Here is a 23,311-nt window from a genome sequence, read left to right on the forward strand (position 1 = left end):
TCGTTTCTTCGCTTAAAACGTTCTACAGAGTCCAAATAGGAGCGTGCAGCCGTTCTTCTTTGTCCAGTATATCTGAAAATGTCCTGTTTAAAAAGAGAACATTCCTAAAAAATAAGACGCTCAAGCAGAACGCCTTATTTAAGTGCTTTTCATTAAATCACGCAAGACTCACATTGATTGCTGCCAATTTCTTCAGCATCATCTGTAAATGTACGAATATAGTAAATTGATTTAATCCCTTTGTTGAACGCATAATGACGTAAAATGTTCAAGTCACGGGTTGTTTGTTTTGGTGTTTCTTTCCATTCATACAAGCCTTCAGGAATTTCTGAACGCATAAACAAGGTTAAACTCATTCCTTGATCAACGTGTTGTTGCGCTGTTGCGTAGACATCAATCACTTTGCGCATATCCATGTCGTAAGCAGAAGTATAGTAAGGAATTGTATCATTCGCTAAATAAGGCGCTGGATAGTAAATCTTACCAATTTTCTTCTCTTGACGTTCTTCAATCATGCGAGTAATTGGATGAATGCTGGCACTAGTATCATTAATATATGAAATTGAACCATTTGGCGCTACGGCTAAACGATTTTGATGATAAAGACCATCTTTTTTCACAGCATCACGTAACGCAGCCCAATCTTCAGCCGTTGGAATCTGAATGTCTTTGAAAATTTCTTTCACTTTATCAAATTTTGGTGTAAAGTTGCCTTCAATATATTTATCGAAGTAAGCACCAGAAGCATAATCTGATTTTTCAAAATTGTGGAAGACTTGGTTACGTTCTTTCGCAATTTGGTTACTTTCCATTAAAGTCCAGTAATTTAATAACATGAAATAAATGTCTGTAAAGTCTAATGATTCTTCAGAGCCGTATTCCATATGATTTTTAGCGAAGAAGGTGTGTAAGCCCATTGCGCCTAGTCCGATTGTATGGCTTAAACGATTTCCATTTTGGATAGTTGGCACGACATCAATTTCAGAAGCATCTGTTACAAAAGTTAACGCACGCGTCATAGCGCGGACAGATTTTCCAAAGTCAGGACTTTCCATTAAATTAACAATGTTAGTTGAACCTAAGTTACAACTAATATCTGTTCCTAAAACTTCATATTCTTGTTTCCCATTAATAACAGAAGGCGTTTGAACTTGAAGAATTTCAGAACATAAGTTACTCATGATAATCTTGCCATCAATCGGATTGTTTTTGTTAGCTGTATCAATATTGATGATATAAGGATAGCCAGATTCTTGTTGTAATTTAGAAATTTCATTTTCTAAGTCACGGGCTTTAATTTTACGTTTACGTATGTTTGGATTGGCCACTAGGTTATCATATTCTTTGGTGATATCTACATAGGAATAAGGCACACCATATTCACGTTCCACACTATAAGGACTAAATAAATACATATCTTCGTTGTTACGTGTTAATTCGTAAAATTTATCTGGAACAATAACACCAAGAGACAACGTTTTTACACGGATTTTTTCATCAGCGTTTTCTTTTTTAGCAGATAAGAACATTTCAATATCTGGATGGAAGACGTTTAGATAAACCACACCAGCACCTTGACGTTGACCTAGTTGGTTAGAGTAGCTAAAGCTATCTTCAAATAATTTCATAACAGGGACAACACCACTTGCTGCGCCATCATAACCTTTGATTGGTGCGCCCGCTTCACGTAAGTTTGAAAGAGTAATCCCTACGCCACCGCCGATTCGTGATAATTGAAGGGCAGAATTAATTGAACGCCCAATGCTATTCATATCATCTGTTACTTGAACTAAGAAACAAGAAACCAATTCACCTCGACGTTTACGCCCAGCGTTTAAGAAAGAAGGTGTGGCTGGTTGATACCGTTGATGGATCATTTCATCCGCCAATGTTAAAGCCAACTCTTCATCGCCATCCGCAAAATACAAGGCATTAAAGGCAACCCGATCTTCATATGTTTCTAAATACTCTGTTCCGGCGTTGTTCTTTAAAGCGTATTGAGAATAAAATTTATAAGCCGCCATGAAAGACTTGAATTGGAAATGTTGTTCATCTAAGAAAGCATATAATTTTTCAATAAAGTCCATTGAATATTTTTCGATGAATTCAGTTTCAATAAAATCTTCTTTCATTAAAAAGTTGATTTTTTCTTCAGCAGAGCTGAATTTACGTGTATTCGGTTCTACATTTTCTTTAAAGAAGGCCGCGAGTGCTTCTTTATCTTTATTTAAAGGGATTTGACCATCAACAGGACGGTTAATCTCGTTATTCAGTTTGAAATAGCTGACATCTTTAATTTCTTTTAGACTCAATTTCTTCCACTACTTTCTTAAAGGTCTCCACGTCTTCGTCTGTTCCGCTAAACTCAAAGGAGTATAGAAGCGGAACGTGATAATCGCGGGCAATATCTTTAGCGGTATAGACAAATAATTCAGCAAAATTACGGTTGCCCCCACCAGCTACACCAACTAACAGTTCTTGGTTACTTTTATAATCAAGAAAGTCATTCACTACCTCTGTAATTTCTGCATCATAGGTAGGAATGACAAGAATAAAAGGCTCATTTATTTCAAAAAAAGGATTCGCTGGCTCAAGTTCATAAGCAGGCAAATCCAATTTTTTAATAAAGCGCCTTGTTTGACCGGTGACTGAAAAATAAACAAGTTTCATCTTAGCTAGCCAATTGTTTTAATTGGTCTGGACGGAAGCCAACAACGGTTGTTGCTTCAGATGTAATTACCGGTACGCTTTGGAACCCTTGTTCTTTTAACCAGTCGATAGCATCTGGTTGTGCGTCGATATTGATTTCTTCAAAAGCGATGTTATTTTCACTTAGGAAACGTTTCGCCATTTTACATTGGATACAGTTATTTTTTGAAAAGATTTTTACGTTCATTGAAAGTTCCTCCTCTTTTTTTCTACATAGACTAGTATAAATCTATGTAGAAAAAAGTCAACACTTTAACACTATATATTGTGGTGCGTTTTTCTCATAATACTAGTTTTTGTGTTTTTGAAAGAAAAATGAAAACACGTGAATCCTCGTTTTTGGGAGAAAAAACACATTGGTCAGTGTTTGACAAACAAAAAAATTAAAATTTTGAAAGAGAACATTTAGTGAAAAAACACTAAATATTGTGTTGACATTTGAGTTAGGCACAAGAAGAAAAAATAAGCGGATTTGTTATTGAATGAGTGGAATTTTACAGTAGCTAGTAACATAAAAAACAAGAGCTGACTTTTTTCAAAAATGGTAATCTGAAAAAAGTGTCTCTATATAGAAGGAAAATAGAAGAAAACAGGAGATACATCCAGAAATTTATTGACTTTCCGTGTAAGCAAGCGTATTCTTTTAATTGAGAACGATTCTCATTTTCGTTTGAAACTTTTTCACATGGAGGGAAGTAAATGATTACGTTAGCGCAGGCAGAAGTTGGGAAAGTCTATACAGTCGAAAGCGTCCAAGCAGATGTTCAGACAAAGAAACATCTGAACAATTTAGGTGTCGTTGCAGGCCAAGCAGTTGTCCTTGTCAATTATCAGAATCAAAATGGTATTGTTTTATTACATAATAGTCGAATTGCGCTGACAGATACGATTTTACAAGCGATTCATGTGGAGGAGCGCTCGGCGAATGAGAAAGTTTGGGTCTCCTTGGATACCTTGAAAGTTGGAGAACGCGCTACAATAGTAGGGATCCACGGACAAGGAGCGGTGAAACGTCGGTTGATGGACATGGGCTTAACAAAAGGAACAGTAATTTTTATTCGTAAAGTAGCTCCTTTAGCCGATCCAATTGAAATCAATGTACGTGGTTACGAACTAACGTTACGAAAAAGTGAAGCGGAACTAATCTTGGTTGAGAAGGAGGAAAGCGAATGACTCAGCAAATTGCACTAGCTGGTAACCCTAATAGCGGTAAAACGACAACGTTCAATATGTTAACAGGAGCCAACCAATATGTTGGAAACTGGCCAGGGGTGACTGTGGAACGCAAAGAGGGGGTGGCAAAGAAAGATAAGACACTCATTATTCAAGATTTGCCAGGGATTTACTCTCTTTCTCCTTATACGCCTGAAGAAATTGTAGCACGAGATTATCTTTTGGAGGACCAACCTTCAGTGATTTTGAATATTCTCGATGTGACCAATTTGGAACGGAATCTTTATTTAACAACACAATTAATTGAAACCGGATTACCGGTTGTTTGTGCGTTAAACATGATGGATTTGTTGGAAAAAAACGGCCAAACATTGAATAGTGAAAAGTTAAGTTATGGCTTAGGCGTGCCTGTCGTTGAGATTAGTGCTTTGAAGAATCGTGGGTTGGATCATGCTTTAAAACAAAGTAAGCAGCGAGCGAATGCCATAGAGACAGAGGTTATTTATCCTTCTTATGATAATCGCTTAGAAGCAGCACTTGCTGAAATTGTTGATATTTTAGGGAATACTGTTCCTGAAACGCAACAGCGTTGGTATAGTTTAAAACTTTTTGAACGAGATGTTCGAACCAAAGAGCAATTATTATTGAGTTCTTTTCAAGAAAAAGAAATTGAAGAAGTCATTCAAATTACTGAAAAAATCTTTCAAGATGAAAGTGAAGCGATTATCATCAATGAACGCTATGCCTTTATTGCTCGATTAATTGCTTTGTGTGCGACGAAAAAAACAGAAATGACATTTACTCACAGTGATAAGATTGACCGAGTGGTAACCAATCGGTGGTTGGCGTTGCCAATCTTTGCGTTTGTGATGTGGTTGGTCTATTACTTGTCTATTCAAACGGTTGGTACAATGGGGACAGACTGGTTAAATGATGTCTTTTTTGGGGAATGGGTTCCTCAATTTGTAGGAAATTGGTTGGCGCAATGGCAAGTAGCGCCATGGATGCAAAGTTTAATTTTAGATGGGATCATTGCAGGTGTTGGGGCTGTGTTAGGCTTTTTACCACAACTGGCCGTCCTGTTTTTATGTTTAGGTTTTTTAGAAGATTGTGGCTATATGGCACGGATTGCCTTTGTCATGGATCGCTTGTTTCGGAAATTCGGCCTATCTGGTAAGTCATTTATTCCGATGTTAATTGCGACAGGTTGTGGGGTCCCAGGCGTGATGGCTAGTCGAACGATTGAAAACGAACGCGATCGGCGAATGACTATTATGGTCACGACTTTTATGCCGTGTTCGGCGAAGTTGCCAATTATCGCTCTGATTGCAGGTGCATTTTTTCCTAACCAAAGTTGGGTTTCGCCCTCTGCTTATTTCTTAGGGGTTGCTTCCATTGTGTTATCAGGGATTGCTTTAAAAAAGACCAAGCATTTTTCGGGAGATCCAGCACCATTTATTATGGAACTTCCCGCCTATCATTTGCCACAGCTTAGAAGTGTGGTTCGACATGCCTATGAACGATGTCGCTCATTTGTAAAAAAAGCAGGAACGATTATTTTTGTTTCCAGTATTCTCATTTGGTTCATGTCACATTATTCTGTGACGTTTCAACCCGTTCCAGAAAGTCAAAGTATTCTAGCATTTCTAGGTAAAGGGTTGGCGGTGCTATTTATCCCATTAGGCTGGGGGAATTGGCAAGGGGCAGTTGCCACAATTACAGGATTGATAGCGAAAGAAAATATTATTGGTACCTTAGGCATTTTATTTGGCAATGTGAAAGATGTTTCTGAAAACGGGGTAGAAGTCTGGGGCGCACTGCAACACACTTTTACGCCAGTCGCGGCCTATTCGTTCTTAACTTTTAACTTATTATGTGCACCTTGTTTTGCTGCAATTGGCGCAATTCGTCGTGAAATGGGAGACCTTAAATGGACATTAGGAGCCATTGGTTATCAATGCGGTTTGGCTTATATGGTTAGTTTTGTGATTTATCAATTGGGCCATGTGTTAGTCGAAAAAGGTACACTAACTCTGGGGACTTTTTTAGCGATGGGCGTTGTTTTAGCTGGATTTTACTTCCTTATAAGAAAACCAAAGCCAGGCAAAGAAAGTGTCCAAGCAATCACTTCTTTAGAAAGAGGGTAATAACGGATGGCAACAATTATTTTATCCATTTTAATTTTTGGAACAGCAGGAATCATCACCTATCGACGAATCAAAAAAGGGCGAAGTTGTGAAGATTGTCAAACAGCTTGTCCTGTAAAAAAAGAACAATCTTCACAAGAATAACAACTGAAAAAAATTCCCTCTTGTATAAATAATAGCGGAGTGCTACAATATTGAGGTAGCTGAAAAGCCATTTTATACAACGGGGGCATAGCTCAGTTGGTTAGAGCATCTGACTCTTAATCAGAGGGTCTAGGGTTCGAATCCCTATGCCCCCATTGGGTGCCAAACCCACGAGAACGGTATTCTGTCGGCGTCTTAGGACGTTTCGAAGACGGAGTACGCGTTCTCTTTTTTTGCATAAAATGTCGAGTGTCGTGAGAGATACACTAGTTAAATCATTTAAAGAATGCTACGCTTAGAAGAGCGAGAAAGTACGTTATATAAAAAAGTTAAAATTTTTTCAGGCTAAAAAAGCGAATTTAACAAAAAGCGCACTTTTTGGTTCCTATGAAACGAAAAAGTACGTACTATGCAGCATGTACGGCACGGTATATGATGATATCAGAAAACGTTAAAGGAGCGAATCAAATGATTACATCACTAGCAGATACAGTAACATTAAACAACGGCACTAAAATTCCAGGAATGGGTCTCGGAGTATTCCAAATACCAGATGAAGAGACAGCAAAAGTAGTCGAAGAAGGGATTACCAATGGTTATCGTTTAATCGATACAGCGAAAATCTATGGCAATGAATCTGGCACAGGAGCGGGAATTAAAGCAGGCTTAGCGGCAGCTGGCTTGAACCGTGAGGACTTATTTGTTACCTCGAAAGTTTGGAACGCGCATATTTCCTATGATGAAACAATTCAAGCTTTCAATGATAGTTTGGAACGTTTAGGTTTAGATTATTTAGATTTGTATTTAATTCATTGGCCAGGAAATAATTCTTACAAAGAATCATGGCAAGCTTTAGAAACTTTATATGCTGAAGGAAAAGTGAAAGCGATTGGTGTCAGCAACTTCCAAGTTCATCATTTAGAAGATTTACTTTCTTATGCAAAAGTTGTTCCGGTAATTAACCAAGTGGAACTACATCCAAAATTGGATCAAAAAGAAGTACGTGATTTCTGTGAAAAACATGATATCAAAGTCCAAGCTTGGTCACCATTGATGCAAGGTCAATTATTATCGAATGAAACTATTTTGGCGATTGCTGAGAACCATAATAAATCAGCAGCGCAAGTGATTTTACGTTGGGATATTCAACAAGATATCTTATTAGCCGTGAAATCTGTCCACAAAGAACGGATGATTAGCAATGCAGCGGTCTTTGATTTTGAACTAAGTGCAGAAGAAATGGCGCAAATTAACCAATTGAATGAATCGTTACGTGTGGGACCAGATCCAGACACGTTTGATTTCTAAAAATTAACTAGGAGAAGATACAATGAGTGAAGCAGTTAAAGGTTTTTCAGTAGTCAACCACGTGGGGATTACAGTCAGTAATTTGGATGAATCAGTAAAGTTTTATGAAGCATTAACAGGAACAAAAATCGCAAATCGTGATGAAATTGGTGGAAAACGGATGGCCCAAACACAAGGGTTAGATGATACATTAATCAAGTATGCCAATGTGCATCTAGAAAACATCAATATTGATTTATTAGAATATGTTAAACCAAAATCAGAAAAAGCTTCTTATTCCAACGAACAAATTAGTGCAATGCATCTGTGTTTCGAAGTGGAAGATATTGATGCAGCTGTTGCACGTTTAAGAGCGATTGGCGTAGAACCTGATGGAGAACCGATTACATTCCAAGAAGAAGATGGCTTGAAGAGCGGTTTTGGTACAGGTGTCGCTTACTTTACCGATCCAGATGGTACAAATTTAGAATTGATTGCTCCTAAAGGTCCATTTACACGAAATTAAGTTAAAGGACTTTCAAACAAACATCAAAAAGACCCCCTCATTCTAGTATCACTAACTAGAATGGGGGTTCTTTTTATTTTTTGAGACAGAAGTCGCTAAAGAAAAGATATTCCAAATCCGTAATTGATGGTATACTAAAACGTAACAAATAAAGGAGGAAGACAATTGATTCTTAGCGTCTTAACAGTTATTTATTTTATTAATGCAATTATTGCGGGAATTACCATTTTGTTAAAACCTCGAGATGTAGCAGCAATTTGGGCATGGCTACTCGTACTGATTGCTCTACCCGTTTTTGGTTTTTTCTTATATTTATTCTTTGGGCGCGGTTTAACCGACAAAAAGAAATTTTATTTGCAACAAAGTGATTTACGGGAATTAGAGAATTTTCAGAACTTCCAAGAAGAAAGTTTTGAACTTTATAGTCAAAAGATGCCGACGGAGGAGCAACAACAGTTTACAGACTTTTTTTCCTCGTTAAATAGGATGCCCCTGACTAAGAAAAATGATGTTGAAATTTTTACGGATGGTACGGAAAAATTCAATGCGTTGATGGCGGACATAAAAAAAGCTCAGCACTCCATTCATATTGAATATTATGCCTTTGTAACGGATCATATCGGTACCAAAATTTTGAACTTATTAGAAGAAAAGGCGGCTGAAGGGGTTGAAGTGCGGTTGCTTTACGATGCCTTTGGCTCAAAGGGCACCAAGGTTCATCATTTGAATGAATTGAAAAAAAACGGCGGTTTTGTCCAAACGTTTATTACTTCTCAAAAAGCACTTTTGAAGTTTCGTTTGAATTATCATGATCACCGGAAAATTGTTGTTATTGATGGGAAAGTAGGCTACATTGGCGGCTTTAATGTTGCCGATCAATATGCCGGAACGACTAAAAAGTTTGGCTATTGGCGGGATACACATTTACGGATTCAAGGGCCAGCAGCCTCATTACTGCAAATGCGTTTTTTAATGGATTGGAACGTCTCTTCCCCTGAGAAAAATCGTGTGGCGTATCAATTGGATTATTTCTTTAAACTTGAAGCGTTGGTGCCAGAGGCAAATACATCCATTCAGATGATTGCCAGTGGTCCTAATAGTGACCGTGAACAAATTAAATTGGCCTTTATTAAATTGATTACTTCTGCCAAGAAAAGAGTCTGGATTCAAACGCCGTATTTAGTTCCTGATGATAGTGTCTTGGCGGCTTTAAAGGTTGCTGCGGCTTCAGGAGTAGATGTTAAAATTATGATTCCAGATAAGCCCGACCATCCGTTTATTTATCGAGCAACACAGTATTACGGGCGCTTGTTGATGAAAGAAAATATTGAAATTTTAATTTATAACGGTGGTTTCTTACATGCGAAAACAATGATTATGGATGATGAAGTCTGCACAGTAGGTTCAGCCAATCAAGATATCCGAAGTTACAAATTAAACTTTGAAGCAAATGCTGTGTTATATGATAAAAAAATCATTGATCAATTAGAAGCAATTTTCTTAGAAGATCGAAAAAAATGTACAACAATGACTCCAGAAGTTGTTCGCGACATGTCAAAATGGTTGATTTTTAAACAACAAATTTCACGATTATTCTCACCAATTCTTTAAAACTGTTTTTCACAAAATGACGAACTTCTGATCCGAAGTTCGTCATTTTTCTTCGGGAATTTTATAAAAGTATAGAAAATCACAAAAAAAGTCAAAAAAATTTTAAAGAATATTTTTTTATTTTATTCGTTATTTTTTTATCTGTAGTTGCTGTTAAAACAAATAAATATTATTGTGAATTTGTTATTTTATTTTTGTGAAAAAGGGACATCTTTTATAAAAGTAAAAAAAATTAAGCAAAGAGTGTTGACAAAAAAAACGAAAAGGAATATGCTACATGTACAAGTTAAATACAAAGCAATGACAGAAAAGCAGTAGAGAAATAACCACTGTTACAGAAAGCTAGTGGCGCTGGAAACTAGTACACGTTATTTATCGAATTACATTCTTGAGCTTCTGCCTACAGGGCACGGGTAACAGCGTTATTTGTTAAGAGGTATATAGTATTTTAAATAAACTAAACTATGTATAAATTTGGGTGGTACCACGAGAAATTCGTCCCTAAGTCGTTTCGACGGCTTAGGGATTTTTTGTATTCTTTTTTTGAATACGTGGCAGACCAAAGAAAATTTCGTGAACCCGTGTATACATAGAAATAAACACGGAATATCGTGTAAAAACAAGTGTGTTAATCGTTTATTTCTTTAAATGAACGATTTCCTATAAAGAGATAATTATAAATATGGAGGGTGATAACATGAATATCATTGACGAGCTAGCATGGCGTGATGCAATCAATCAACAAACAAACGAAGAAGGATTAAGAGAACTTACAGAAAATACGAGCATTTCGCTATATTGCGGTGTCGATCCAACTGGAGATAGCATGCATATTGGACATTTAATTCCTTTTATGATGATGAAACGATTCCAATTAGCAGGTCATCACCCATACATTTTAATTGGTGGCGGAACTGGAACAATTGGTGATCCAAGTGGACGAACAACCGAACGTGTCTTACAAACGATGGAAGCTGTGCAACATAATGTGGACAGTCTTTCAAATCAAATGAAAAAATTATTTGGTAAAGATGCTGAGGTAACAATGGTGAACAACTACGATTGGTTATCAGAACTATCTTTATTAGATTTTTTAAGAGATTACGGGAAAAACTTTAATGTCAACACGATGTTGGCAAAAGACATTGTCGCTAGTCGTTTAGAAAGTGGCATTTCCTTTACAGAATTCACATACCAAATTCTTCAATCAATTGACTTTTACACATTGCATAAAAAACATAATATTCAATTGCAAATTGGTGGCGCTGATCAATGGGGCAATATCACTGCAGGATTAGATTTGATTCGTAAAAAAGAAGGACCAGAAGCCAAAGTATTCGGGTTAACTATTCCTTTAATGCTAAAAGCAGATGGTACAAAATTTGGGAAAACAGCGGGTGGCGCTATCTGGTTAGATCCTAAGAAAACCTCACCATTTGAATTCTACCAATTCTGGTTAAACCAAGATGATCGTGATGTCATCAAATACTTGAAATTCTTTACTTTCTTAGATAAAGAAGAAATCGTTGCGTTAGCTGAAAAAGTTGAAAAAGAACCAGGTAAACGTGAAGCACAAAGACGCTTAGCTGAAGAAGTGACACGATTTGTTCACGATGATGCAGCATTAGAAGAAGCGCAAAAAATTTCAGAAGCTCTTTTCTCAGGCAATATTAAAGACTTAACGATTGAGGAAATCGAGCAAGGGTTAGAACATGTGCCAACTGTTGAAATTACCAAAGATGCTAAAAACATCGTAGATTGGTTAGTTGACACAGAAATCGAACCATCAAAACGTCAAGCTCGCGAAGATGTGAGCGGAGGAGCTATAAGTATTAACGGTGACCGAGTTACCGATTTAGATTTTGCAGTCGATCCAACACAACATTTCGATGGAAAATTCGTTGTTGTACGGAAAGGGAAGAAAAATTACTTTTTAGCAAAAGTAATGGATTAGAAATTGATAATAATTTCACGAAGAGAAGACGTGTGATTATTTGATCAAAGTTAAAATTCTATTTCTCCTTACAGGTAGTGGTGAAACCGTTAATACACCTAATAAGAGTGGGATTGTACACACAATCCCACTCTTATTTTTTTATATAATGGTTCTGACAAGACACCTTGTGAAAAAATTATAAAATTAAAGAGCTATGATAACCATTGTTATTTTTCTTCTTTACACTTTAGCCGTTTGGGTGTAAGTTGTGAATGCAAAATCTAATTCATTAAAATTTGTAAGGAGGAATTTTCGTATGAAAAACGAAAAATTAGCAAAAGGCGAAATGAACCTTAATGCACTATTCATTGGGGACAAAGCCGAAAACGGACAATTATATAAAGACTTGTTGATCGACTTAGTAGATGAACATTTAGGATGGCGTCAAAACTACATGCCACAAGACATGCCAGTTATCTCTTCTCAAGAACGCACATCTGAAAGCTACGAAAAAACTGTCAACCATATGAAAGATGTATTGAATGAAATCTCTTCTCGCATGCGTACACATTCAGTTCCATGGCATACAGCAGGTAGATATTGGGGACATATGAACTCAGAAACATTAATGCCTTCTCTATTAGCTTACAACTTTGCAATGCTATGGAACGGGAACAACGTTGCCTATGAATCTTCTCCAGCAACTTCTCAAATGGAAGAAGAAGTAGGACATGAATTTGCTCACTTAATGAGCTACAAAAATGGTTGGGGACACATCGTTGCTGATGGTTCTTTAGCTAACTTAGAAGGCTTATGGTATGCCCGTAACATTAAATCATTACCATTTGCTATGAAAGAAGTAAAACCAGAATTAGTTGCTGGCAAATCAGATTGGGAACTATTGAACATGCCAACAAAAGAAATTATGGACTTATTAGAATCAGCTGAAGATGAAATTGATGAAATCAAAGCTCATTCAGCTCGTTCAGGTAAACATTTACAAGCAATCGGTAAATGGTTAGTTCCACAAACTAAACACTATTCTTGGTTAAAAGCTGCTGATATTATCGGTATCGGTTTAGATCAAGTTATCCCAGTACCAGTTGACCATAACTACCGTATGGATATCAACGAATTAGAAAAAATCGTTCGTGGCTTAGCAGAAGAACAAATTCCAGTGCTAGGTGTTGTCGGTGTAGTTGGTTCTACTGAAGAAGGTGCCGTTGACTCAATCGATAAAATTATTGCTTTACGCGATGAATTAATGAAAGACGGTATTTACTATTATGTACACGTTGATGCTGCTTATGGTGGTTATGGACGTGCCATCTTCTTAGACGAAGACAACAACTTCATCCCTTACGAAGATTTACAAGATGTTCACGAAGAATACGGTGTCTTCAAAGAGAAAAAAGAACACATTTCAAGAGAAGTGTACGATGCATATAAAGCAATCGAATTAGCAGAATCAGTAACAATTGACCCTCATAAAATGGGTTATATCCCTTATTCAGCTGGTGGTATCGTTATCCAAGATATCCGTATGCGCGACGTTATTTCTTACTTCGCAACTTACGTATTTGAAAAAGGTGCCGATATTCCTGCGTTACTAGGTGCTTATATCCTTGAAGGTTCAAAAGCTGGTGCAACAGCTGCTTCTGTATGGGCTGCACATCACGTTTTACCTTTAAACGTTGCAGGTTATGGTAAATTAATTGGTGCTTCAATTGAAGGATCACATCACTTCTATAACTTCTTGAATGATTTAACATTCAAAGTTGGCGACAAAGAAATCGAAGTCCACACATTGACTCATCCAGACTTCAACATGGTTGACTATGTGTTTAAAGAAAAAGGCAACGATGATTTAGTAGCAATGAACAAATTAAACCATGATGTATATGACTATGCATCATACGTTAAAGGAAATATTTACAACAACGAATTCATTACTTCACATACTGACTTTGCTATTCCAGATTATGGCAACAGCCCATTAAAATTTGTAAACAGCTTAGGATTTAGTGACGAAGAATGGAACCGTGCAGGTAAAGTAACTGTGTTACGTGCTGCTGTAATGACTCCATACATGAACGATAAAGAAGAATTTGATGTTTACGCTCCTAAGATTCAAGCTGCTTTACAAGAAAAATTAGAACAAATTTACGACGTAAAATAATTGAATCTTAAACGGAAAAAAGAAATGGTAACCGAATGAGGGAACGTTCGTCTGATTGATTTATTTAAGAGATAAATCAATCAGACGGCTAACCTCTTAACCAATTCTTTGTCTGGGTAAGAGGCAGTCGAATGACTGTTTTACTCAGCGTATAACAGTCATTCATGCTCCTTATCCAAAATCTTATAAGGAGTGTACAAAATTGGATAAACAACAAGTTAAAAAAATTGAATTAGGTACTTTTATCGGTTTAACAATGGCATTGTGTGCAACTGTACGTAGTATCCCAACACTTGCTGCTGTTGGTTGGACATTAATTTCTTACACAATTTTCGCGGTCTTATTCTTTGCTGGTCCAATCGCATTGATATCTGGTGAATTATCTACGATGCTTCCTCAAGAAGGTGGCCCTCAACTTTGGGTTAAAACTGCCTTAGGTAGCAAGTGGGGTTTTGTTGTCGCTTGGTTACTATGGGTGCAAATGTTCCCAGGAATGGTAATGGTTGCTTCTACATTAGGCCCTTTGCTAGGTAATACATTTGGTAATGTTCATTTAGGTGAAAATCATTGGTTCGTATTAGGTTGTATCTTAGTGATTTACTGGATTATTACAATCTTGAACTTGAAATTTGATATGGCGAAAGTTGGCGGAAATATTGGTGTTTGGCTAGGTGTTTACATCCCAGTATTAGTTATGTTTGTTTTAGGTCTTCTTTCAATGATTAAAGTAGGCTTAACACCTGGCGGCTATTTAGGTGCCTTCTCTTGGTCAAAAGTTTTACCAAACTTAGAAAATATGGACACATTTAAATATCTAGCAGGGATTGCGTTTATCTTTGTTGGGATTGAAATGTCTTCTGTTTATATTCCTCGTTTGAAAGATGCAACAAAAAATTATACAAAAGGCGTTTTCATTTCATTAATTGGTTTAGTTTTATTAAACGTTATTAATGCAATGTTTGTTGCTAATATTGTTCCAAATGGCAAAATGGAATTGTCTAACATTACACAACCAATTTTGCTTTATTGTGACGTTTTAGGTTTACCAACAATTATTGGTAATATCTTTAGTTTCATGGTCTTCTTAGGTGTGTTATTACAATTATCTGCTTGGGTTACTGGACCATCAAAAACAATTATTCAAGTTGCTCGTGATGGCTTATTGCCACCAAAATTTGGTTTCCATCGCGAAAATAAATATGGCGTTTCTCGTAACGTTGTGTTAACACAATCTGTGGTTATCTCATTATTCGCTTTACTTTATGGGGTAATGGATGATGTCAACGCTGTATTCTTAACTTTAACAAATGCAACAACAATTATTTATAGTATTGTGTATGTATTGATTGCGATTTCCCTAATTAAATTACGTAAATCTCAACCAGATACACTACGTCCTTACCGAATTGGTAAAAAAGGTAATGGCTTAGCTTATTTAGTGGCAGCAATGTTAATTTTTAGTGTTATCATTGTTATTTTCGCCACATTAGGTACAACAACCGTGACTGATGCAGTCTTAGTTGCATTAATCACTATTGTCATGTTTGTGATTCCGTTAATCATTAATCGCTTTAAAAAAGCAAGTTGGGCAACGGAAGTAAAAGAAGATTTAGGTGAATAAAAAGGCTAGCAATTATTTTGCTGAGTGCCTCTTCATCTGATGACTATAGTAAATTGTCGTTTGGAAACTGAAGCAAGTTCGATTATTGCTTCAGTTTTCGCTTTCCATAAAAGGAGGTTTTCATATGAAATCAACGAAACCCACTGTTTCGTTCGCTGAAAGTTTAGGCATTTTGATTGCCTTGTTAGCGATTCTCGGGTACTTAATTATTGGTCAAAAATTAACCCCTCACATACCGATTCTTTTTGTATTCATGTTGTTGTTGCTTTATGGCAAATGGAAAGGATTTTCTTGGGATGAGATCCACGAGGGCATTGTGGAAGGGATCAAACCAGGAATCATTCCGATTATTATTTTCTTGCTGATAGGTGTCTTAGTTGCTACTTGGATCTTGTCTGGGACGATTCCAACAATTATGGTCTATGGTTTTAAAATTATCTCAGTGAAGTTCTTCTTACCAACCGTTTTTGTGGTCTGTGCACTAGTTGGTGTGACGGTAGGGAGCTCCTTTACGACTGTTTCAACTATGGGGATTGCCTTTCTAGGTATTGGACATATTCTTGGATTCGACAATGCGATGACAGCTGGTGCAGTTGTTTCAGGTGCCTTTTTGGGGAACAACATTTCACCGTTATCTGATACAACAAACTTAGCTGCTGGAATTGGTGGCGTGAACCTTTTTGAACATATACTAAACATGATGTACACTGTTATTCCGGCGTTTATTATTTCGATTGTCGGCTATATCTTCTTGGGGCATCAATCTGGCTCGGCGGATTTACAATCGGTTGATGCAATGGTCCAAACGTTACATCAAGGATTCTGGATTTCACCGATTACATTGTTGCCAGTAGCGGTTTTATTCTTATTCGCTTGGAAAAAGGTACCGGCTATTCCAACGTTATTAGTCGGCTCTACAGTGGCGGTCATCTTAGCTTTTATAAATGATCATCACCTAAGTTTAGCGAAAGTTTCTACCGTTTTAATGAGTGGCTATGTGGCAGATACAGGGGACCAAAGTATTGATACACTTTTATCTCGTGGTGGGATTGAAAGCATGTTAGGTTCTGCTGCGTTGATTATTTTGGCATTAGGTTTGGGCGGCTTGTTGATTAAGTTTAACATCGTGGCTACTTTAATTGATAAAATTAAAGGCTATGTGAATAATCCAGCCAAATTAATCGCTTTAACTGCCTTAAGTTCTGTGGGAATTAACTTACTAGTTGGCGAACAATATTTGTCAATTATTTTACCAGGGGAAACATTTAAATCCTCATTTACTCGTTTAGGTATTGATAAAAAATATTTAACTCGTACTTTGGCAGATGCTGGGGCGGCAGTCAACTCGTTAATTCCTTGGGGAGTTAGTGGTACCTTCATTATGGGAACGTTAAAAGTTGGTGCACTAGAATACTTACCGTATGCCTTTTTCCCATTGCTTTGCCCTATTATTACCGTCATTCTGGGGATATTCTTAAAAAAACAACAAGGGGAAAACAAAAAAGCACCAGGGACTAACGTTGAATTGTGAGTTTTTTCAGATAATTAAACAATTGGTTACGATTGAACCTCAGTGTCTCTGCTGATTGGTTCAATCGTTTTTTCGTCACAGATTTTTTACAATTCTTCATATAATCTTTGAAGCTCCTTAAAGGCAATTTAATTATTCTAAGTTATGATACAAAGGATCAATCAAATAGGTGGATGAACGTGGTGTTAAACTCATAGAGACTAACAGTAGTTTATTCTTGCTCAATGTTGAGGTGTAGGTTCGAATCCTACCGTCCACTTTCTGTTATTTAAACCAACTAGAACGAAACACAAACAAGTGACGGATACACATGATTAAGGTACAATAGGGGTAGGGAAAACAAGGAGGAATTCTTATGAAAAAGATAGGGCTTATTTCTAGTGCTTTTCTTTTAACCCTTGCTTTAGCAGCATGCGGCGGCGGAAAAAGTACAGAAAATACGGATAGTCGTTCCAGTGCTGCGGAAAGTACCACAGTCGAGAGTACAAAAGCATCTGCTACAAAAGAATCAAGTAGCAAAGCAGCAACAAAATCTAGTGATGCGAAACCGTCAGGAACAACGACAGCTGATTCGAAAGCAACAGCTTCTTCTACGAAGGAAGTGGCAAATAATGGCTCAGCAGAAAAACAATCACCAGCGAAAAATGCGAATCCAGATGACCAAGCCAAGCAAGTGCTTAACCAGCTAGCAAACATGTTTCCTGGTCAAGGCTTACCGCAGGCAATTTTAACGAGTCAAACGAATAACTTTTTAACTGCAGCGACAACTTCACAAGCGGATCAAAACAATTTCCGTGTTTTATATTATGCAGAAAAAGAAGCGATTCCAGTGAATGATGCACGTGTCAATCAGTTAACGCCAATTAGTTCTTTTGAGAAAAAAACATATGGCTCTGATGCCGAAGCAAAAAATGCAGTGAACCAAATCATTGACAATGGCGGTCAACCAGTAGATTTAGGTTACAATATTACTGGGTATAAACAAGGGGCGGCAGGTTCTAGTTACTTATCTTGGCAAGAAGGCAATTGGAGTTTAGTCGTACGGGCCTCAAATATCAATGGTGAATCGCCTGATGATTTAGCGAAAAATGTTGTCAACATTTTGGAACAAGAAACGTTGCCAGCACCGAATACCGTTGGTCAAATCACACTGAACGTGGCAGGAACCACTGACTATAATCGAAACTCAGTAGTTTGGCAAGCCGGTACAGTCGTTTACTCTGTCCATCATTTTGACCCAATTCAAGCAGTGAAGATGGCAACATCGATTTAAATAATCAAAAGAAAGCGTGCAACAATGCCCATTGTCGCACGCTTTCTTTTATTATTTTTGTTCTGTATAACCTTGTGACTCCACCAATTCTTGGCTTTTCTTCATGCTAATTCCCTTAGAAGAATCTCCATCAATCTGGATACCATCTACTTTTTTGGCTTTATCATAATCAAGTTTTTCATAATTAATCGTCAATTTTTCGATGGCTTGTTTGTCCTCATAGGTCAGTTTGTAATTAAGCCCTTTGATGTCCTCATATTGTTTAGAAACGGGTTCCAACGCTGTTTTTGCCTCTTCTTTTGTAATCCCCAATTTGTCATAAGAAACAATGTTTTTAGCCGTTTGCGTTAAGACTTTATCTCCTTGGTACGTATAGGTTAAGGTGGAATCAATCCCATCTTGTGGCGAACCTACAAAGGTTTTTGTCTCTATTTTTGAACCGCAACTTGCAAGAAAAAATACCCCAATAAAAATTAAAAATACGCGTAAAAACTTTTTCATTTCTAGATAACCTCCTTTAGCTGTTTATTCTTGACTGTAACATAACACGGCAAATAATTACTGTTAAGTAGAAAGCTTGTGAGAAGTCCAGCAAATAAAAAACTTGCCTCTTCTCATAAAAATGAAGAGGCAAGTTTTTTTATTTAGTAATATCACTTAAATCTGGTTGTGAGTGAGCCAACCGACTGGCAGCCGCAGCCGCAATTGCGCCCACGATATCATCCAAGAATGTGTGGACATGTTCGCCATCATGCGCATTTAACTCTTTTAAAATGCCTGGTTTTACCTTGTCGATATACCCATAGTTCGTAAAACCGATAGATCCATAAACATTTACAATGGAGAGCGCCATAATTTCATCAATGCCATAAAGCCCTTCATCTTCCGTTAAAATTTCTTGTAACGGTGAGAGTAGCTTGTTTTCTTCTGCCAGAATATCCAGTTGGACACCTGTAATAATCGCGTTGTGTACTTCACGCTTTGTTAACACTGCATCAATACTTTCTAAACAAGTATCTAATGTTAAATTATCAATATAATCTTTTTGTAAAAATAACACAAGTTCAGCTAAATCATTCATTGTTACGCCACGTTCTTGCAATAAACGACGTGCGCTATTTTCTAACGTATCTCCTTGGATTACCATTTTTTGTCCTCCTAATTTCTGCTTTAGTTGAAGTTCTTCTTTCATGGTACCAAAAAGAACGATAAAGGGGAATTAGAATCTATTTTGGTAGAGAATAATTTAGTTGAAGTGTTATTTTTAGTTAAAAATTACTAAGCGTTCGGTTGTAACGATGCCATCACTTGTTTTAATTGTGTCACTGATTTTTGGAAGAGTTCTTTTTCAGAAGCATTTAGATTCAATTCAATAATGTCAGTCACACCTTGATTGCCAACGACTGCAGGAATCCCTGTAAATACATCTTGTTGCCCATATTGCCCATCTAAGTAAGCTGAGACAGGTAAAATAGCTTGTTCATTATTTAAAATGGCTTTAACAATGCGTGCAGTACTCATACCAATCCCATAATAGGTCGCTTGTTTGCGATCGATAATTTCATAAGCTGTATTTTTCACTTTATCAGAAATGATTGGTAAATCGTCACTAGTTAAGCGCTCTGTCGTATCCACAATTTCTAAAATAGGTTTGGTACCAATCATGGTATGAGACCAAACAGCCACTTCAGAATCCCCGTGTTCGCCAATAATATAGCCGTGAACATTGCGTGGATCAATCGCTAAACGTTGAGACAGTTCTTTGCGGAAACGAGTTGTGTCCAAAGTTGTACCAGTTCCAATTACTCTTGAGACAGGTAAACCAGAAGCTTGCCAAGCCACATAAGTCAGTACATCGACAGGATTTGAGGCAATCACTAAAATTCCATCAAAACCAGATTTCATGATATTGTTAACAATTGTTTTCATAATTTCTGCATTGATTGAAACCAAATCTAGACGACTTTGCCCAGGTTTTTGATTAGCGCCAGCTGTAATCACGACGATATCGGCATCTTGGCAGTCTTGATAGTCGCCAGCCCAGACGTTTACATTTTCTTGACCCCAAGACACACCATCTAATAAGTCAATTGCTTCGCCTTCAGATTTGGCTTTGTCAATATCAACTAAGATTAATTCATTCGCAATCCCTTGGTTGATCATGGAATAGGCAATACTTGTGCCAACAAAACCAGTACCAATAATTGCGACTTTTTTGTTAAATACTTTCATCGTTCATCTCTTCTTTCTGTAATATTTCTTTCTTAGTGAATTATATCACTAACTTTTCGGGTGTGGTTATACCAATCTGTAATAGTCTTTATTAACAATTTAAATAAGGGAAGCGTGCTTTTTTTGTTATGATAAGAGTAGGAAAATAGAGAAGATAAGGAGGCAAAATGACAACGACAACAGTGTATTATGCAAGCAATAATGAAAAACAGCCGAACTGTTTTCAACTAGTTATCGGTAGCTTTAGCTATGAACTTCCAAAAATAGAAATCTACGAAATCCTGGAATGTGTCGCTTCAGCATATGGCTATCAAAAAGAACCATTCATTGAAGAACAAACAGAATGTTTTGTTAAAGGCAACCGTTGTATACATGTTTCCCAACAAGCGACGACGTTGACTTTTGTTGTGAATGATCTGCGTTTAGTAATGGAAAAACAATGCCGGAATCACGAAGAAGTCTTTCAAGAAGTTAATCATATTTTATTGAATATTTTTGAGGAGACCCCTTGTGTTTTTCTCGAAAAGTAGGAAAGAAGGATTAAGATGAAACAGGTGAAAATAACAACTACCTCAGATTTGATTAATGGCGGCTGCAATGCCTGTCCGAATGTGAAGTGTACGAATTATCTTGTTCATGTAGAAGATGAAACAATTGCGTTAGAAACACTAACCGTTGCAGATTTAGTAACTTTATTAGCACTCAAAGAAGGGTTTCGTCAAAAATTAGTTATGGAAATGTTCGAAGAATATACGGTGTTTGAAAGGGAACCTCATCAAGTTGTATTCAAGGAAGAGGAAACGAGAATTCTTTTTCAATCAAAAAAACAGACCATTCAAAGCACTCTTTTGTGTAAAGAGCCACAACAAGTGTTCCAAGAAACCCAGCAAATTTTACACCAACTATTTGAGTTAGAACCTTTTGAATTTGAATTGGTAGAGGAAACTGATAAATAAAAAACAGGAGAACGATTTAGCGAAAGCTAAGTCGTTCTCCTGTTTTTTAGGCTTGTCGTTCACGAATTTTTTCAACGATTCGGTTATAAACTTCAGAGAAGGAAGTATTGGCATGGTGATCGGTCTGGACAATGAAAATTTTTCGAGAAGCAAAGGACTGATCAATTGGTTGCCAAGGGATCTCATCGGAAATAGATAATCGAGAAACAATTGATTGCCCAATGTTATTTTTTAGCAATTGTAACAGGACTTCGTTGTTGTTTAATTCGATAATTGGTAAGTTGATGCTGTGTTCGTTGAGATAAAGCTCATTGAAAAAACGTAAGCCAGAGTTCTTTTCTCTTAAGAGCCAAAATTTTGAAGCGGCATCTCCTGCTAGAACTAGTTGGTCTTCATAAACAATTTCTTTGTGTAGATTTTTGGTTTCAATGGGTTTTTCAATTAGCCCAATGTGGGCATGATTATTTTGAACCATATCCACGACTTCGTTTGAATTCATCAGTTGAATCGAAAAGTTGATGAGTGGAAAAGCGGTAACCAAACTCTCCATAATATCTGGCAGTAAATAAATAGCAACTGTATTTGAAGAGGCTATAATGCAGTCTTCTTTAAAGTTCTCTTTTTCTGCAGCTTGCGCAAAAGAAGTGGTTAAGCTTTCAATAATCGAGAGCATTTTTGGATATAAAAAATCAGCTTCTTTGGTAGGAATAACCGATTGTTTTCCATTACGATAGAACAGCTTGATCGAAAAGTGTTGCTCTAATTTCTTGATTTGCAAAGAAACAGTTGGCTGAGAAATATACAATTGTTTGGCCGCCGCACTAAAATTTTTGGTTTCATACACAGCAATAAATGTTTTGATCCATTCGAACATAAAATCGCCTCTTTCTATTTACTATCTTAATAGTTGGTATTGCAAATATTTATTTTACAAATATAAATATTTCATTTAGTATAATAACATACTTTTGATTAATATCAATAATAATAAATAAAGACGGAGTGTGACTACATAATGGTAGAAAGTGCGAAAAAATTCTTGCGGAAAGTCCCGATTCCCATTTGTGGACTAATTTTAGGGATGGTTTCTTTGGGGAATTTACTTTATTCCTTGGGATATGCAACAATTGGGACCATTTATTGTGTACTTGGCAGTCTCTTAATGATTTTAGTTATTTTAAAAATTATTTTTACAATGAAACATGCATTAAGCACCTTAGATGATCCAATTATTGCTTCGGTATCACCAACATTTACAATGGCTTTAATGGTTATCTGTGTTTTCTTAGATCGGATATTTACCAATGCTGCTTGGATTAACGTGTTGTGGATTGGCGCAGTGATTTTACATTTTATTTTAATGATTTATTTTGTAGCGGTGCATATTTTTCCAACAAAAATCGAACTGGAACATATTTATCCAAGCTGGTTTATTACGTTTGTCGGCATTGGCGTTATTCCTAATACTTCTCAATTGTTTATCAATGAGTTGGGAAAAATTGTTTTTTGGGTAGCGTTGTTCTTTTATTTACTCTTGTTACCAATTTTAATCAAGAGAATTACGAAGTCGAAAGAAATGCCTGAATCGACCATTCCTTTATTGACGATTATGACAGCGCCAGGTTCGTTATGTTTAGCTGGCTATATTTCAATGGGTGGTCATTTGTATATGCCATTAGTTGTTTTCTTGCTAATTTTGTCTCAATGTATTTATGGGATTGTAGTTGTGAATCTATATAAAATTATGCAAGTGACATTCTATCCAAGTTATGCTGCCTTTACATTCCCATTAGTGATTTCTGCGACAGCATTAGTCAAAGTTAAACCTTTATTTGCAGAAAAGGTAGGCCTAACGAGTCTGTTAAATATTTTGTCTACTTTTGAACTGTTATTAGCTGTGGCTATTGTAAGTTATGTGTTCATTCGATATTGCATTTTTTTATTCCAAAGAGAAAATAACACGAAAAAAGTGGAATTAAATTAAAA

General features: G+C 36.7%; 21 protein-coding genes, 1 tRNA gene and 1 other annotated feature. Of the genes, 15 read left to right on the forward strand and 7 right to left on the reverse strand.

Annotated elements, in window-relative coordinates; translation table 11 throughout:
• Positions 1-152 precede the first annotated feature (152 nt).
• From nrdE to MKZ30_RS01795, 3 genes are read right to left on the reverse strand one after another with little or no spacing between them, the layout of a single operon-like run.
• Positions 153-2,312 carry a class 1b ribonucleoside-diphosphate reductase subunit alpha gene (gene nrdE, locus MKZ30_RS01785; protein ID WP_002355358.1) on the reverse strand — a complete coding sequence of 720 codons (2,160 nt, stop codon included), beginning with the start codon at positions 2,310-2,312 and terminating at the stop codon, positions 153-155.
• Positions 2,293-2,670, reverse strand: a complete 378-nt coding sequence (gene nrdI, locus MKZ30_RS01790; RefSeq protein ID WP_002355359.1) for a class Ib ribonucleoside-diphosphate reductase assembly flavoprotein NrdI — start codon at positions 2,668-2,670, stop codon at positions 2,293-2,295. The genes nrdE and nrdI overlap by 20 nt, the downstream gene beginning before the upstream one ends.
• Before the next feature lies 1 nt (position 2,671).
• A complete protein-coding gene (locus MKZ30_RS01795; protein WP_002355360.1) occupies positions 2,672-2,896 on the reverse strand; it encodes a redoxin NrdH in 225 nt (74 codons plus the stop codon).
• Between the two features lie 512 nt (positions 2,897-3,408).
• Between MKZ30_RS01795 and MKZ30_RS01800 the strand changes: the two genes are divergently transcribed.
• From MKZ30_RS01800 to MKZ30_RS01855, 12 genes are all read left to right on the forward strand, one after another.
• The gene (locus tag MKZ30_RS01800; protein ID WP_002355361.1) at positions 3,409-3,882 is read left to right on the forward strand and encodes a ferrous iron transport protein A; all 474 of its coding nucleotides are present in this window, start codon (positions 3,409-3,411) and stop codon (positions 3,880-3,882) included.
• Positions 3,879-6,029 (forward strand): ferrous iron transport protein B, encoded by a 2,151-nt coding sequence (gene feoB / locus MKZ30_RS01805; protein ID WP_002355363.1) that lies wholly within the window; start codon positions 3,879-3,881, stop codon positions 6,027-6,029. Before MKZ30_RS01800 ends, feoB begins: the two co-directional genes overlap by 4 nt.
• Before the next feature lie 6 nt (positions 6,030-6,035).
• Positions 6,036-6,173 carry a hypothetical protein gene (locus tag MKZ30_RS01810; RefSeq protein ID WP_002383714.1) on the forward strand — a complete coding sequence of 46 codons (138 nt, stop codon included), beginning with the start codon at positions 6,036-6,038 and terminating at the stop codon, positions 6,171-6,173.
• Positions 6,174-6,254: 81 nt separating this feature from the next.
• Positions 6,255-6,328, forward strand: a tRNA-Lys gene (locus MKZ30_RS01815).
• Positions 6,329-6,605: 277 nt separating this feature from the next.
• A complete protein-coding gene (locus MKZ30_RS01820) occupies positions 6,606-7,481 on the forward strand; it encodes an aldo/keto reductase (protein ID WP_002382931.1) in 876 nt (291 codons plus the stop codon).
• Positions 7,482-7,503: 22 nt separating this feature from the next.
• On the forward strand, positions 7,504-7,986 hold the full coding sequence (locus tag MKZ30_RS01825) for a VOC family protein (RefSeq protein WP_002382933.1): 483 nt from the start codon (positions 7,504-7,506) through the stop codon (positions 7,984-7,986).
• A gap of 165 nt (positions 7,987-8,151) precedes the next feature.
• Positions 8,152-9,597 carry a cardiolipin synthase gene (cls, locus tag MKZ30_RS01830; protein ID WP_002361214.1) on the forward strand — a complete coding sequence of 482 codons (1,446 nt, stop codon included), beginning with the start codon at positions 8,152-8,154 and terminating at the stop codon, positions 9,595-9,597.
• A 291-nt stretch (positions 9,598-9,888) separates the two neighbouring features.
• Positions 9,889-10,103, forward strand: a binding site (T-box leader).
• A gap of 191 nt (positions 10,104-10,294) precedes the next feature.
• Entirely contained in the window at positions 10,295-11,551 is a 1,257-nt protein-coding gene (gene tyrS / locus MKZ30_RS01835) for a tyrosine--tRNA ligase (RefSeq protein WP_033600691.1), read from the forward strand.
• A gap of 298 nt (positions 11,552-11,849) precedes the next feature.
• Positions 11,850-13,712, forward strand: coding sequence for a tyrosine decarboxylase (tdc, locus tag MKZ30_RS01840; RefSeq protein ID WP_002355450.1), 1,863 nt, complete (start codon positions 11,850-11,852; stop codon positions 13,710-13,712).
• A gap of 202 nt (positions 13,713-13,914) precedes the next feature.
• Positions 13,915-15,333, forward strand: coding sequence for a tyrosine-tyramine antiporter (tyrP, locus tag MKZ30_RS01845; RefSeq protein WP_002355453.1), 1,419 nt, complete (start codon positions 13,915-13,917; stop codon positions 15,331-15,333).
• Positions 15,334-15,457: 124 nt separating this feature from the next.
• Positions 15,458-16,864: a Na+/H+ antiporter NhaC gene (gene nhaC / locus MKZ30_RS01850; RefSeq protein ID WP_002419959.1), complete on the forward strand. Its 1,407-nt coding sequence runs from the start codon at positions 15,458-15,460 to the stop codon at positions 16,862-16,864.
• Positions 16,865-17,219: 355 nt separating this feature from the next.
• Positions 17,220-18,137, forward strand: coding sequence for a hypothetical protein (locus MKZ30_RS01855; protein ID WP_002382936.1), 918 nt, complete (start codon positions 17,220-17,222; stop codon positions 18,135-18,137).
• Between the two features lie 51 nt (positions 18,138-18,188).
• Here MKZ30_RS01855 and MKZ30_RS01860 read toward each other — a convergent pair whose 3' ends face one another.
• From MKZ30_RS01860 to MKZ30_RS01870, 3 genes are all read right to left on the reverse strand, one after another.
• Complete coding sequence (locus MKZ30_RS01860) at positions 18,189-18,638, reverse strand: YehR family lipoprotein (RefSeq protein ID WP_002382937.1); 450 nt, start codon at positions 18,636-18,638, stop codon at positions 18,189-18,191.
• Between the two features lie 139 nt (positions 18,639-18,777).
• Complete coding sequence (locus MKZ30_RS01865; protein WP_010710809.1) at positions 18,778-19,284, reverse strand: phosphatidylglycerophosphatase A family protein; 507 nt, start codon at positions 19,282-19,284, stop codon at positions 18,778-18,780.
• Between the two features lie 131 nt (positions 19,285-19,415).
• Positions 19,416-20,369 (reverse strand): L-lactate dehydrogenase, encoded by a 954-nt coding sequence (locus MKZ30_RS01870; RefSeq protein WP_002355458.1) that lies wholly within the window; start codon positions 20,367-20,369, stop codon positions 19,416-19,418.
• A gap of 167 nt (positions 20,370-20,536) precedes the next feature.
• Between MKZ30_RS01870 and MKZ30_RS01875 the strand changes: the two genes are divergently transcribed.
• Positions 20,537-20,899 carry a DUF4809 family protein gene (locus MKZ30_RS01875; RefSeq protein WP_002382941.1) on the forward strand — a complete coding sequence of 121 codons (363 nt, stop codon included), beginning with the start codon at positions 20,537-20,539 and terminating at the stop codon, positions 20,897-20,899.
• A 15-nt stretch (positions 20,900-20,914) separates the two neighbouring features.
• Entirely contained in the window at positions 20,915-21,325 is a 411-nt protein-coding gene (locus MKZ30_RS01880) for a DUF4809 family protein (protein WP_002382942.1), read from the forward strand.
• Positions 21,326-21,371: 46 nt separating this feature from the next.
• On the opposite strand, the gene MKZ30_RS01885 is transcribed toward MKZ30_RS01880, so the two are convergent.
• The gene (locus MKZ30_RS01885) at positions 21,372-22,199 is read right to left on the reverse strand and encodes a LysR family transcriptional regulator (protein ID WP_002355461.1); all 828 of its coding nucleotides are present in this window, start codon (positions 22,197-22,199) and stop codon (positions 21,372-21,374) included.
• A 141-nt stretch (positions 22,200-22,340) separates the two neighbouring features.
• Here MKZ30_RS01885 and MKZ30_RS01890 point away from each other — a divergent pair, with 141 nt between their 5' ends.
• The gene (locus MKZ30_RS01890; RefSeq protein WP_002355462.1) at positions 22,341-23,309 is read left to right on the forward strand and encodes a TDT family transporter; all 969 of its coding nucleotides are present in this window, start codon (positions 22,341-22,343) and stop codon (positions 23,307-23,309) included.
• The last annotated feature ends 2 nt before the right edge of the window (positions 23,310-23,311 follow it).

Origin of the sequence: Enterococcus sp. LX10 (genome assembly GCF_023539285.1) — a bacterium.
GTDB classification, from domain to species: domain Bacteria; phylum Bacillota; class Bacilli; order Lactobacillales; family Enterococcaceae; genus Enterococcus; species Enterococcus faecalis.

What these genes read in the sequence shown, in the direction of transcription:
- nrdI (WP_002355359.1), bottom strand. Translation starts at nt 2,670, where the DNA reads ATGAAACTTGTTTATTTTTCAGTCACCGGTCAAACAAGGCGCTTTATT.
- MKZ30_RS01855 (WP_002382936.1), top strand. Translation starts at nt 17,220, where the DNA reads ATGAAAAAGATAGGGCTTATTTCTAGTGCTTTTCTTTTAACCCTTGCT.
- feoB (WP_002355363.1), top strand. Translation starts at nt 3,879, where the DNA reads ATGACTCAGCAAATTGCACTAGCTGGTAACCCTAATAGCGGTAAAACG.
- tyrS (WP_033600691.1), top strand. Translation starts at nt 10,295, where the DNA reads ATGAATATCATTGACGAGCTAGCATGGCGTGATGCAATCAATCAACAA.
- MKZ30_RS01800 (WP_002355361.1), top strand. Translation starts at nt 3,409, where the DNA reads ATGATTACGTTAGCGCAGGCAGAAGTTGGGAAAGTCTATACAGTCGAA.
- nhaC (WP_002419959.1), top strand. Translation starts at nt 15,458, where the DNA reads ATGAAATCAACGAAACCCACTGTTTCGTTCGCTGAAAGTTTAGGCATT.
- tdc (WP_002355450.1), top strand. Translation starts at nt 11,850, where the DNA reads ATGAAAAACGAAAAATTAGCAAAAGGCGAAATGAACCTTAATGCACTA.
- MKZ30_RS01865 (WP_010710809.1), bottom strand. Translation starts at nt 19,284, where the DNA reads ATGGTAATCCAAGGAGATACGTTAGAAAATAGCGCACGTCGTTTATTG.
- MKZ30_RS01820 (WP_002382931.1), top strand. Translation starts at nt 6,606, where the DNA reads ATGATGATATCAGAAAACGTTAAAGGAGCGAATCAAATGATTACATCA.
- MKZ30_RS01890 (WP_002355462.1), top strand. Translation starts at nt 22,341, where the DNA reads ATGGTAGAAAGTGCGAAAAAATTCTTGCGGAAAGTCCCGATTCCCATT.
- MKZ30_RS01880 (WP_002382942.1), top strand. Translation starts at nt 20,915, where the DNA reads ATGAAACAGGTGAAAATAACAACTACCTCAGATTTGATTAATGGCGGC.
- MKZ30_RS01875 (WP_002382941.1), top strand. Translation starts at nt 20,537, where the DNA reads ATGACAACGACAACAGTGTATTATGCAAGCAATAATGAAAAACAGCCG.
- MKZ30_RS01885 (WP_002355461.1), bottom strand. Translation starts at nt 22,199, where the DNA reads ATGTTCGAATGGATCAAAACATTTATTGCTGTGTATGAAACCAAAAAT.
- MKZ30_RS01810 (WP_002383714.1), top strand. Translation starts at nt 6,036, where the DNA reads ATGGCAACAATTATTTTATCCATTTTAATTTTTGGAACAGCAGGAATC.
- MKZ30_RS01860 (WP_002382937.1), bottom strand. Translation starts at nt 18,638, where the DNA reads ATGAAAAAGTTTTTACGCGTATTTTTAATTTTTATTGGGGTATTTTTT.
- MKZ30_RS01795 (WP_002355360.1), bottom strand. Translation starts at nt 2,896, where the DNA reads ATGAACGTAAAAATCTTTTCAAAAAATAACTGTATCCAATGTAAAATG.
- MKZ30_RS01870 (WP_002355458.1), bottom strand. Translation starts at nt 20,369, where the DNA reads ATGAAAGTATTTAACAAAAAAGTCGCAATTATTGGTACTGGTTTTGTT.
- MKZ30_RS01825 (WP_002382933.1), top strand. Translation starts at nt 7,504, where the DNA reads ATGAGTGAAGCAGTTAAAGGTTTTTCAGTAGTCAACCACGTGGGGATT.